Source organism: Sneathiella sp. D3-11, assembly GCF_055809395.1.
In genome coordinates this window covers 3,099,511-3,111,151 of record NZ_CM147911.1, presented here as the reverse complement: position 1 = coordinate 3,111,151, position 11,641 = coordinate 3,099,511, and the positions used below count along the sequence as shown (strand labels likewise).

General features: G+C 51.1%; 11 protein-coding genes. 5 read left to right on the top strand and 6 right to left on the bottom strand.

Annotated features, from left to right (window positions below; genetic code table 11):
• Positions 1-13 precede the first annotated feature (13 nt).
• The 3 genes from AC0L73_RS15690 to AC0L73_RS15680 are packed head-to-tail and all read left to right on the top strand — an operon-like array spanning position 14 to position 1,702.
• Complete coding sequence (locus AC0L73_RS15690) at positions 14-931, top strand: amidohydrolase family protein (RefSeq protein ID WP_473654187.1); 918 nt, start codon at positions 14-16, stop codon at positions 929-931.
• Entirely contained in the window at positions 882-1,424 is a 543-nt protein-coding gene (locus AC0L73_RS15685; protein WP_473654186.1) for a hypothetical protein, read from the top strand. Before AC0L73_RS15690 ends, AC0L73_RS15685 begins: the two co-directional genes overlap by 50 nt.
• Positions 1,373-1,702 carry an amidohydrolase family protein gene (locus AC0L73_RS15680; RefSeq protein ID WP_473654185.1) on the top strand — a complete coding sequence of 110 codons (330 nt, stop codon included), beginning with the start codon at positions 1,373-1,375 and terminating at the stop codon, positions 1,700-1,702. Before AC0L73_RS15685 ends, AC0L73_RS15680 begins: the two co-directional genes overlap by 52 nt.
• A gap of 7 nt (positions 1,703-1,709) precedes the next feature.
• On the opposite strand, the gene AC0L73_RS15675 is transcribed toward AC0L73_RS15680, so the two are convergent.
• Positions 1,710-2,561: a TauD/TfdA dioxygenase family protein gene (locus AC0L73_RS15675; RefSeq protein ID WP_473654184.1), complete on the bottom strand. Its 852-nt coding sequence runs from the start codon at positions 2,559-2,561 to the stop codon at positions 1,710-1,712.
• Between the two features lie 282 nt (positions 2,562-2,843).
• Between AC0L73_RS15675 and AC0L73_RS15670 the strand changes: the two genes are divergently transcribed.
• The gene (locus AC0L73_RS15670) at positions 2,844-3,416 is read left to right on the top strand and encodes a class I SAM-dependent methyltransferase (protein WP_473654183.1); all 573 of its coding nucleotides are present in this window, start codon (positions 2,844-2,846) and stop codon (positions 3,414-3,416) included.
• 29 nt (positions 3,417-3,445) lie between these two features.
• Here the strand turns inward: AC0L73_RS15670 and AC0L73_RS15665 are convergent, their stop codons facing one another.
• Entirely contained in the window at positions 3,446-4,777 is a 1,332-nt protein-coding gene (locus AC0L73_RS15665) for a TetR/AcrR family transcriptional regulator (protein WP_473654182.1), read from the bottom strand.
• A gap of 206 nt (positions 4,778-4,983) precedes the next feature.
• Positions 4,984-5,694 (bottom strand): transglutaminase-like domain-containing protein, encoded by a 711-nt coding sequence (locus AC0L73_RS15660; RefSeq protein ID WP_473654181.1) that lies wholly within the window; start codon positions 5,692-5,694, stop codon positions 4,984-4,986.
• A 211-nt stretch (positions 5,695-5,905) separates the two neighbouring features.
• Here AC0L73_RS15660 and AC0L73_RS15655 point away from each other — a divergent pair, with 211 nt between their 5' ends.
• Entirely contained in the window at positions 5,906-7,573 is a 1,668-nt protein-coding gene (locus AC0L73_RS15655; protein WP_473654180.1) for a flavin-containing monooxygenase, read from the top strand.
• 12 nt (positions 7,574-7,585) lie between these two features.
• Here AC0L73_RS15655 and AC0L73_RS15650 read toward each other — a convergent pair whose 3' ends face one another.
• The 3 genes from AC0L73_RS15650 to AC0L73_RS15640 form a co-directional block, all read right to left on the bottom strand.
• Entirely contained in the window at positions 7,586-8,560 is a 975-nt protein-coding gene (locus tag AC0L73_RS15650; protein ID WP_473654179.1) for an NADPH:quinone oxidoreductase family protein, read from the bottom strand.
• 95 nt (positions 8,561-8,655) lie between these two features.
• Positions 8,656-9,690 (bottom strand): TAXI family TRAP transporter solute-binding subunit, encoded by a 1,035-nt coding sequence (locus AC0L73_RS15645; protein WP_227951175.1) that lies wholly within the window; start codon positions 9,688-9,690, stop codon positions 8,656-8,658.
• A 41-nt stretch (positions 9,691-9,731) separates the two neighbouring features.
• Positions 9,732-11,627: a TRAP transporter permease gene (locus AC0L73_RS15640; protein WP_227951173.1), complete on the bottom strand. Its 1,896-nt coding sequence runs from the start codon at positions 11,625-11,627 to the stop codon at positions 9,732-9,734.
• Positions 11,628-11,641 lie beyond the last annotated feature (14 nt).

Here is an 11,641-nt window from a genome sequence, read left to right as displayed (position 1 = left end):
AGGGAGAAAAACTATGTCACTCGACCTTAAAATCACAAACGGAACCATCATCGACGGGACGGGAGCGCCCGGCTATATCGGAGATGTCGGCATCAAAGACGGCAAGATCGTCTCTGTCGGCGAGGTTGAGGAGGACGCCGCACGAGAAATTGATGCAACCAGCATGGTTATCTCCCCCGGTTTCGTGGATATCCACACCCATTACGACGCACAAGTAATCTGGGACCGGATGCTCTCCATTTCGCCCTGGCATGGCGTGACAACCGCCGTCATCGGCAATTGCGGCTTTGGCGTTGCGCCTACCCGGCCCGAGCACCGCACCAGTATCATGCGGACCTTAGAAAAAGTTGAGGGGATGTCCTTTGACGCCCTTGCGGAAGGGCTCGGGAGTGACTGGCCGTTCGAGAGTTTCGCTGAATATATGGACGCGATTGAGGCACGCGGGACAGCCATTAATTTAGCAGTTTTTGCCGGACATACTCCGATACGAACCTATGTCATGGGACCTGAAGCGGTGGAGCGGACCGCCAATGACGAGGAGGTCGCCAGCATGGCAGATATCGTCCGCGAGGCGATGGAAGCTGGCGCAATCGGGTTTTCCACATCACAAGCGACGACGCATCATGGCTATGGCGGCAAGCCGGTGCCAAGCCGCCTCGCCGATATGATTGAGATGGACCAATTGGTTGCGGCTGCACGTCTTGGCGGAGCAAAAATAGTTCAGGCAACTGTTGGTCCGACTTTGTTTCATGACCAGCTTGCCTTGCTCTCTCAGAAGCATGATATCCCGGTGACACTGGACGGCGCTTCTCTCCGGCATGTCCGGCCCCGGCTCCCATCGCCGCCATCAGGAAACAACACGCAAACTTCGGGAAGACGGCGTGAAAATTCATCCTCAGGTCGCCTGTCGCCCGATCAATTTCGATTTTGAATTCAACGAGCCTTTCCCCTTCGAGATGCGCCCCCTCTTCAAACAGATCATGGAAGCAGACCGCAAAGGCCGGAAAGCAATCTATCGCGACCCTGAGTTTCGCGACCAGTTCAGGGACGATACGGCAACCGGGGCCCGGAATGCTGTAGCCGGCTGGATAGATCGCTGCGTTATCTCCATGGCACCTGGCAATCCAGAATGGGAAGAAAAGCCGCTTCGGGAAATTGCCGAAAGCCAGGGAAAAGACCCGATTGATTTCGTGCTTGATCTCTCACTTGAAACGGATTTTGTCGCCCGCTTCCGCTTCCCTATCGTCAATTATGATGAGGAAGAAGTCGCTGAGCTCCTGCAGGATGACAACCTCATACTCGGGCTTTCCGATGCGGGTGCCCATGCGAGCCAACTCTGCGATGCCTGCTACTCAACGCATCTTCTGGGGCATTGGGTACGCGAAAAAATACGCTTAAGCTGGAGAAGGCAATTCATATGCTAACTCAGAAACCGGCTGAACTGTTTGGCATCACGGATCGCGGCAAGATCGCAGAAGGAGCCTTGGCCGATGTTGTGATCTTTGATCCCACAACAATTGCAGCCGGCGGACTGGAGCGTGTCCATGATTTACCGACCGGGGCCGATCGGCTTATTTCCCCGGCATCTGGTATCAAAACTGTTATCGTCAACGGACAGATACTATTGGAGGAAAACCAGGTCTCAATCCCTGAAGCTGCAGCGCTCCCCGGTAAACTTCTCCGGAACGGTACGGCCGCCTGAACGCCTCTTAGGCGGCAGGTGGATCAGCGCTGAACGTCGTACGATACAACAGCCTGCGGGTGCCATCATAATCATTGGTGGCGTAATGCAGGCAGGTGCGGTTATCCCAAATCGCTACATCCCCGGCCCGCCAGCGAAACCGACAGGAAAAATCCGGACGGGTGCAATGCTTATAAATGTTGGCTAGGATCGGCGCGCTCTCTTCTTCGGTCATATCTTCAAACCGGGTTGTGTAGATGGGATTCAGAAAAAGCGCTTGCCGACCGCTAAGCGGTTCCCTGATAACCGCCGGATGCAAAATTTCCCGGTCAGCCGCCGGATCCCCGCGACTCATGCGAACGGAGGCTCCTGCCTGCTCTTCTTCAGGTGGTTGATGTGTCACGCCATAGGGCGCGCCAATATGGACAGCTTTGCGCCCGTCAACGACCGACTTCAGAGTTTCAGGAAGGGAAGTATATGCGGACACCTGGCTCGCCCAGACCGTATCACCGCCGACTTGCGGAACCTCGATCGCGGACAGGATGGAGCCGGCAGGCGGATTCTCGAGAAAGCTGAAATCGGAATGCCAGTCTCCGCCAAAAACGCCCTTATTGCATTCATCCGCCTCTTTCAGTACCGCGATAACCTCATCATCCTCGGCCATTGGTTCAACATAGGGCAGTTTCATAATCGGGCCGAAAACCTCGGTAAGTTCCTTCTGCTGCTTAATCGTAGGGTGCAGGTCCCGAAGGGCAATCATCTGATAATCCGCTAGCGCCTGACGCAGAAAATCTGCCATATCCGCTGTGACCCCGTTGGTAATGTCGAAACCCGTAATTTCGGCGCCCATCAATCCCGTCAGTTTTTCTATCTGAACCATTTTTTCCGTCGTTCTCGTTTAATACTCGTAAAATTTCGGTTGGAGTTGTTATCAGGTAAAGCTGCCTAAATTCATCTTTATTCTCCTTTTGTATTCACCGCTATTTTCTCATGCTTCGTCGGTCTCTGAAGTTTAATTTCATGACATTTTCTGATTCCGCAAGGTCCTGCAACTGCATCAAGGACTTTCAACAACTCGCAGTTTATGGTTTAATTATCATTCTCGCCATCCATCGGCGTATAATTTCTGATCACAATCCGGTCGTATGGAGGGCCCGGTTAAGTGTACCAACCCTTTGTCTTGGCCCTTTTACGTAACCCTCGACAGATAGGTGCAGTCGTACCGAGCGGCCAATCGCTGGCCCGGGCCATGGCCATCGCGGCCGCTCCTTCAGGTAAGCGAATACTTGAAATCGGCCCAGGCACCGGCGCCATTACCAAAGCGCTGCTGGCCGAAGGTGCCACACCTGACCAGCTTTGCCTGCTGGAGCGTGACACCAAGCTGACGATCTATCTTACAGAAAAGTTCCCCGGTGTCCGCGTGATCAATGGAGATGCCCGTTCAATTGCCGACGTGGTCCAGCCGAAATCTGGATCCTGCTTTGACATTGTTATTTCCAGTCTGCCACTCCTTAATATGAGAGAGGCCGATAAAATTACAATTCTGGACCAGGTTTTTTCAATACTCGATCCGCAGGGAGCCCTGGTACAATATACCTATTCGGCCAAAGCCCCTATATCTCCTTCCCTGACAAACAGGTTCGGCGTCAAAGGCGAAAGAACTGCCATGATTTTTCGCAACTTGCCGCCTGCGAGCGTTTGGAAATACTGCCATCCAAGAATGTATGAAGTCTAAATTTTTTTAAAGCGCAGTGAGAATGTTTCTCAACTGCTGGATAAATCTTTCTTCTGGTCGCGCAAGGCGACCCCGTCGAGGAAAACGGTCAAAACCTTCGCAATCAAGTCGTCCAGTGATTTCGACACTTCTTCCTTGTCCCAATTCGGGCGAAACCAATTGGCACTCCAATTCAGCGCCCCTAACATTAGCTGCCGCATCTGAAGAACATCGAGATCACGTCGGACTTCCCCGTTTTCCTGTGCCCGCACCAATGCACGACTCCAACTGTTAGTATATTGTTGCCTTATTGGCCGATGCTTTTCCCTCACATCCTCGGGTAATTGCCCATAAATACGTATATTCATCGCGACGAAATCATTGCGTATGAATAGATAAAGCATATGTGCGCGAATGGCAGACGCGAGACGGCTGGCGTTATCAGAATAGCTATTTTCATTCTCAAGAATATAAGTAACGCCCTCAACAATCTCGTTCAGTCCCCGGGACAACACATCGTCGATAATCTCCTCCTTCGAGGAAAAATGGTAATAAATACTGCCCGCTTCAATCCCTGCCACTTCGGCAATATGTCGAAGCGTAACGCCGTCGTACCCCTTCTTTCGCAATGCCCGCGTAGTGGAAAGCAGAATGTGAAGTCGGGTCTGCGCCGCCTTGGACCGTCCCGCGACTTTTGGCGACATTGGCTCAACCATTATGCCTTCTACCTCGCGCCCATTCCACTTATGAGAATGATCTAGGATACCATCGAGAAGAAGAGCAACCGTCATTTCAGAAAATTCCTGAACCGAGAATCGATCGCTATCAAACCATTCAGTTGTCCAGTTGAGTGCCCCAACAATTAATTGCTGGAGGGTCAAGACATTCACATCCGATCTGATTTCACGTTTTTTTTGGGCATTGGAGAACGCCGCTGTCCAAATATCTCCGTAAATCTCGAACACACGGCGGTGCCTTACCTGTGCTTCGGGAGACAGCATGGAATAATTTCGCATAATCGCCGCTGTAAACTCGCTGCCACCCAAGACCTGTTCCAGATGAGCATAAACCATCGCGGAAAATATCTCTCGGAATTCCGCGCCGCGCGCCTCATGCTCATCATATGCCGAAGAAACAACATCAATAACCTGACGGCAACCGAGGTCAAAAACGTCATCGAGCAGATCTTCCTTCGATGCAAAGTGATAATAGAGGCTGCCTGCCTCCATACCGGCGGCGGCGGCTATATCCTTAAGCGTTGTACGGGCATAGCCTTTTTCACAAAATTGCCGTGCGGCTGTCGCAAGAATTGCGTCACGCGTACCGTTTGACTTCCGGTGCCTGCGCTTGCCTCTGCTTGCCCTGCCCGGCTGTAGGTTCATGGATGGTTAGTTCCTCAATATATGAAATCACTAGGTTGTCTCTCAGCGAGATCGGCAACGTTACGTCGCCATAATGCCAAGTGCAATGGAGAATAAAGATAAACTAATGCAGAAAAAACGAATTAAATCAATATGAAACTATTGTAGGAAACAATCACGTACAGCAATGTTTCAGGCGATGCAAAGCTGCTAAAACACCGGATTTCTTACTTTTGAACATCTTCCGTAAAAGCATCTTTTGTATTTTGAACTTCTCCAGCCTCTATATGGGAGACCATATTTGGATAGGCTGCGCGAAAATCACTAAGGAACTGCTCAATCGGAACATCGAGAAACACACCTCGATCATTCTCATACTCCATATGTCGCTCATCCTGCTCATTAAACTCGTGGAAAAGCGCATCCGACGTCCCGTCAAACTCAAGCGGTTTCACACCGAAGCGCTCACAAAGCTCCATATTAAAGGCCGGGGTAATCTTGTAGCTCTTCCCTTCCAGCCAGACCTGCACATAACCGTGATAAATGAAGAGATCCGTCCCCATCAATTCACTGAGCTTCGGTGTATTGAGATGATTACGCACATCCGCAAAGCCAAGCGCCGCGGGAATACCCGCCGCCCGCAGACAGGCCGTCAACAGGATGGCTTTTGGCACGCAGTACGCTGAACTTCCTTTTGCGATTACACTTGCGCGATAAGCGTCAGGGTTCAAAGATATCTGATACGGATCGTATCGCAAACCATCGCGCACCGCATTGAACAGGCATATGGTTTTTTCCGAATCGGAGGCAGCGTCCGCAAGTCCGTCAAAGGCTCTGGCGACAAATTCCTGTACCTCGCGTGAGTTACTATCTACAAAATCCGCAGATTGTAGAAATTCTTTCGCTTCCAGGGAAACAGGGTTGTCTTGCGCCTTCATTCTATAATCCTTTTCTCGGCGGTCATGCTCTAAACAGCACTTTCTCAATTGATTACCGCCTCTATCTGTTGCTGTCAATTAACCCCGCAGGAAACAAGTGATTGAAGAAAGTTACTTGCGACCAGAGAGTTATTGATCTTTAATATAAGAAACCGCTTATCGTTTGATTGCGATCCGGCTAGAGAATAATAAACAAGACCAGGAGCAAAACATGGTCCAGCAACTCACCACGGATTATGAAGTAATTGTTATCGGTGCGGGTGTTGCCGGCATATACCAGATCAAGCGCCTCATTGATATGGGCATCAACGCAACCGTGCTTGAGGGCAGCGATAACCTCGGTGGGACCTGGTATAATAACCGTTACCCCGGCGCACGATTTGATTCAGAAAGCTATACCTATGGCTATTCTTTCTCAAAAGAAGTTCTGGAAGAATGGCACTGGAAAGAACGCTTTTCGAGCCAACCGGAGAATCTGCGCTATCTCAATTTTGTCGCAGACAAATTCAACTTGCGAAACCATATGCAGTTTAACTGCAAGGTTAAGGCGGCCAAATTCGATGAGCAAAATTCAATCTGGCAGCTAAAGGTAAGTGACGGTCGCACCCTCTCCTGTCGGTTCGTGATTATGGCCATCGGCCTACTTTCCCAGCCAACTCTCCCCAAACTGGAGGGCATGGATGACTTCAAAGGCACGTCGTTTCATACCTATTACTGGCCGCATGAGGGCATTGACCTGACCGGCAAGAAAGTCGGTATTATCGGCACCGGAGCCACGGCGATCCAGATCATTCCGGTTATCGCGGAACAGGCAGAGGAACTCTATGTCTTCCAGCGCCGTCCCAATTGGAGCGCACCGCTAAATAACAGTGAACTCTCAGAAGCGGAAATGGCCGACATCCGTACCCGCTATGACGAAATATTCGAAGCCTGCAGTGAGTCTCCGGGTGGCTTCGTGCACCGGCCGGACCGTCGCTCCTTCTATGAAGTATCCCGCGAAGAACGGTTGGCGCTTTGGGACAAGCTCTATGATGAGCCTGGTTTCGGGATATGGCTCTCTAATTTCCGTGAAATTTTCATGGATGAGAAAGCCAATGCGGAATTTTCTGATTATATTGCGGATCGCATCCGCCAACGGGTGAAAGACCCTGTGACGGCAGAAACATTGATACCGAAAGATCATGGCTTCGGCATACAGCGGGTCCCTCTCGAAACCAACTATTTCGAGGCTTACAATCGGGACAATGTCCATTTGACGGATATTCAGAAAGAGCCGCTTCAAAGGGTGACCGAAACCGGACTCCGCACGACGGCTCGTGACTATAATCTTGATGTCATCATTTACTCGACCGGGTTTGATGCGATGACCGGTGCGTTCGATCATATCGATATCGAAGGGGTTGGCGGTGCCAAGCTAAAGGATAAATGGTTTGAGGCCCCTGCAACGTTTCTTGGGATGATGATACATGGCTTCCCGAACCTGTTGATGCCAAACGGCCCGCAAAGCGGTTCAGCCTCGACCAATTATCCTCGCGGAATCGAATCCGGCGTCAATTGGCTTATGGATTTACTGGAGTATATGCAGGATCACGGGTATACCCGCGCCGAAGCAAGCAAGGCGGCGGAAGAAGAATGGACCGCCGAAGTCGTGGAAATGTACAAGATTATGCTGATGCGGAAAGCCAAATCCTGGTTCACCGGTTATAATTCGAATGTTGTCGGTCATGAGGCCGGGCATGTCCGTCATCTTGTCTATAACGGCGGCTCCCCAAAATACATGGCGCGGCTGCAAACGGTTGCGGCCACTGACTATGAAGGTGTTGATTTTGAAGGAGAGCCGACAGAGCCACAGGCAAAGCCGCTACAATCGACAGCCTGACACTCGCAAACGCTACGACAGTTTTACGACCGCCTTGCCGATCATTTCGCGATTTTCAATTTGAGAAAGCGCTCTGGGCACCTCTGCAAGATCCTCAAGCGGTTGGGTTGGCACCTTGAGAGCGCCCATTTGAATGGCCTCAAATACCGTCTTTGCGGCGATAGCCAATCGCGCGGGCTTGTGCCAACGGTAATAGCCTAGCACCATGCCATGAGCGGAACGGTTCTTAACCAGAAGACGGTTAGCGGCAAAGTTTGGTATGCCTCCTCCCGCAAAACCAATAATCAGATACCGGCCATCCCAGTCTAGACAATGGGCCGCAATATCCGCAAAGTCGCCACCGACCGGATCAAGGACAATATCGACATCCCGTCCTGAATTTGCCTCTTTCACACGATCACGTAAATCCGATCCGTAAATGAGCGCCGCATCGGCACCTGCTGCCTTCGCAGCGTCAGCCTTTGCAACATCGCTGACGGCGGCGATCACTTTTGCGCCGTGGAATTTTGCAAGCTGCACGCCAGTAAGGCCTACCCCACCGGCAACCCCACTTATCAGCACGGTTTCGCCCGGCTGTATCTGTCCCTTTTCGACCAACGCCATTTCTGACGTGAGGGCAACGGAAAGAACAGCGGCAGTCTGGACAGGATCGCAATTTTCCGGCAAGGAAAATACTTCGAAAGCCTTGGCGCAAACGAATTCAGCATGGCCGCCTTCATACACCAGTGCGGCCACTCGATCCCCAACATCAAAATCCGATACATCGGGTCCCAGTGCTACAATCGTGCCGACAACTTCCATACCAGTGGAAAAGGGTGGTTCATGCTTGTTCTGATGCTTGTTTCTGCTCATCAGCACATCGACAAAGCTAATCCCGGCGGCAATCGTCTGAATTAATACTTCGCCTACAGCAGGTTCAGGCCTGTCAACTTCCGCCACATAAAGTGAAGACGGTCCATCATACTTTGAACAGATAAGCGCGCGCATTCTTTATCTTTCTTATAGCCGCCGAGCATCATTAGAAAAGCATGGGTTGCGCCGCTGCATCCAGATGCGAAACGGCACAACCCTTGGGAGAAACCTTACTTTGCTTCCGGCGGAATGATTTCTTCCGGAACATCGATACCAATTTCCTTGTAGTATTTATACGCACCGATATGCAGTGGCATATTCATCTGGCTCAAGGCCGTCTCCGGGGTAATGACTTTCATCCAGGCTGCAGCCTGCGCAAGGTCCGCAGTATGCGTTAAAATCCCCTTGGTAATGTTATAAGCGTCTTCTTCGCTCATCCATTTGTTCGTACCAAGGCCAACGATTGAGTTCAGAACACGTACGTCCGTTTCATTGACCAGGTTTTCGTACAAACCTTTCGGCAGCATAATGAATTCACGACCCGGCAAGCTTGACGCAGCCTTCATCTCATCAGATTCAAGTGCTGAATCAGGAATGCCGAGAATCCGTATTTCACCGATGGACGAGAGCTGAGCCATTTGTGGGCTTGGGACAGAGGTCGGAACGAAATACGCGTCAACTTGCCTATCCTGGAAAGCCTGCAAGGCTGAGTTAAAGTCAAGATTGATCGCTTCATAGTCTTTTTTGGGCTCATAACCGGTTGAGCCTTTAATGATCTGCTGCGAGACCGTCCGCGCGGCACCTGAAGGAGGGCCGGTAAAGACACGTTTTCCCTTCAAATCTGCGAAAGATTTAATGCCGGAATCAGCCCATACAACCGCATGATACGGCCCGATCGGGTAATTCAAAAGTCCGCGAAGATCGCTGAAAAGCTCTTTCGAGTCCTTCATTTTGGCATACATTCTGGTGCCGGTTTTCATGAAATGGTTAATTGAAACAGCGGTCACGAATAGATCCAGATCTTTCTTGGCGGCATCAACTGCCTGACGTGTCGCCGGAGCACCAGTTTGGAGTTGGATTTTATAGCCATAGGCTTTTTTCAGGATTTCAATCGCCGCAATAGAGAATGTCGTTGTTGAATTAGCGGCACCAAGTGACGCCATTTTAAACGATTCTGCTGCGCTGGCGGTGTGCGACATTGATAGTGTCGCCACTAACCCGAGGGTGGCCACCCCCATTGATTTAAGCAAGTTTCTTCTTTTCATTACTCTCTCCCTTTTCTTTTTTAGTTTAACGGAAACACCTTCTAGTTCTGCAATTTACGACGAGACCGGACGGTCCCGAAGGTAATCAACGACAATCCGATTACCAGAAAGGCAATCTGCAAGGTTGGTATTTGGATAAGCAATCCGGCACCCGAAAGCCCTCGCAATATTCGCTCAGCCGGTCCAAGATCTTGCCGTTCGTATCCAATCATAGCGGTATTTATAAGCCAGATGGCAAGGGACAGACAGACAGCAACCCGTACGAAACTCATCAAGTCGAATGTGCCAACCAGCAATAATGACGGTTCATAAATGAAGATAAACGGAATAATAAATCCAACAAGAGCAAGCCGGACCGCATAGACCGCCGTTGTAAATGGATGAGCATTTGCGATGGGCGCAGCGGCGAACGCACCAATGGCGACTGGCGGCGTTATCGCGGACAGAACACCGAAGTAGAACACGAACATATGCGTCGCCAGCAGTTCGGCACCCATTCTTTGCATAACCGGCCCAAGGACCAGAATAATAATCAGATAAGCCGGCAATGTCGGCATGCCCATACCCAGAACTAGCGCCGCAAGCGCTGTCGTGATCAAGGCCGCGAGCAATGAAAACTCACTAAACTCCGCGACCACTGAGGCGAAAGAAATACCTAGGCCTGTGAGGTTCAGAACGCCAATTATGACACCGATACAACCGACAGCGACAATAATCCAAGCGCAAGATCTTCCCGCTTTCACCAATGCTGTCCAGATAACCGAGGGATTTTCCCGGTTTTTCCTGTTAAACGCGCCCATGATGACGGCGGCTACAATCGCCCAGAACCCCGCAAGAGCCGGTGACCGCCCCATTACCAGCACAAAGACAATGATGGCTATGGGAATGACAAACATCAGGCACGCAATCAGATCTTTGCTGTTCAATGGAGGGCGCTCAGATTCTGGCAGCGGCTCGATGCCATCGGCTCCGGCCTGAATGGAAATAGAGGCAAACAACGAACCATAATAAAACAGCGCAGGAATAAGGGCCGCAATACAGATCGTCGTATAGGCCTCACCCGTCAGGTCGGCCATCAGGAACGCGGCCGCGCCCATAACGGGCGGAACTATCTGGCCACCGGTCGAAGCGGCCGCCTCAACACCACCAGCCATTGGCGCGGAAAACCCCCGGCGTTTGATCATTGGTATGGTGAAAGATCCGGTCCCTACCACATTGGCCGTCACGCTGCCGGACATGCTTCCGAACACGGCACTGGCAACGACAGCGGAATGCGCAGGTCCTCCCCTTGTTTTTCCGGTCAAGGCAACGGAGGCCCGGATAAGGGCATCACTCGCGCCGGTGCTTTCCAGAATAACTCCGAAGACCACGAAGATCAGCACCACCTGTAGGACAACACCCATCGGCAAGCCAAAAACACCCTGGAAGCTGTACCAGATCGTTTGCATGGACCGATTGAGACTGAAACCAGAATGATTAAGGAAACCCGGTAGATACTGGCCGTAAAGGCAATAGATGATCCCAAGCGATGCGATAATGACAATTGGCAAGCCGAATAGACGTCGCGTTGCCTCCAGTAGCACAAGAACAGCCGCGAATGCCGCCCATATATCTATTGATTCATATTCAAATATGGTTTCCTCAATGAGGATTTGTATGTCTATGAATTTCAATGTGCCGTAAATAAAAACGGCAACAAGGGCTAAATCGACCCCCCAAAGCAGCCATGCCGGAAGCCGGCCCGTCACCCCTTTGCTATATGAAGCCCTCTCTGCAAGTGGATTACCCAGCAATGCTATGACAACTGCGCCACAAAGGATCCATGATCGACCATAGGTAATATCCCAACTACCTGAAATGGCCACATAAATTGCCTGTAAAGCGAGAACGACGCCGACCAGCGCGACTCCCCAGGAAATGAGGGATTTGAAACTCATGCTCACGAAGACTC

Bases quoted from the DNA above. Each gene is read 5' to 3' on its own strand.
- AC0L73_RS15655 (WP_473654180.1), top strand. From the start codon at position 5,906: ATGGTCCAGCAACTCACCACGGATTATGAAGTAATTGTTATCGGTGCG.
- AC0L73_RS15665 (WP_473654182.1), bottom strand. From the start codon at position 4,777: ATGAACCTACAGCCGGGCAGGGCAAGCAGAGGCAAGCGCAGGCACCGG.
- AC0L73_RS15640 (WP_227951173.1), bottom strand. From the start codon at position 11,627: ATGAGTTTCAAATCCCTCATTTCCTGGGGAGTCGCGCTGGTCGGCGTC.
- AC0L73_RS15660 (WP_473654181.1), bottom strand. From the start codon at position 5,694: ATGAAGGCGCAAGACAACCCTGTTTCCCTGGAAGCGAAAGAATTTCTA.
- AC0L73_RS15650 (WP_473654179.1), bottom strand. From the start codon at position 8,560: ATGCGCGCGCTTATCTGTTCAAAGTATGATGGACCGTCTTCACTTTAT.
- AC0L73_RS15675 (WP_473654184.1), bottom strand. From the start codon at position 2,561: ATGGTTCAGATAGAAAAACTGACGGGATTGATGGGCGCCGAAATTACG.
- AC0L73_RS15690 (WP_473654187.1), top strand. From the start codon at position 14: ATGTCACTCGACCTTAAAATCACAAACGGAACCATCATCGACGGGACG.
- AC0L73_RS15645 (WP_227951175.1), bottom strand. From the start codon at position 9,690: ATGAAAAGAAGAAACTTGCTTAAATCAATGGGGGTGGCCACCCTCGGG.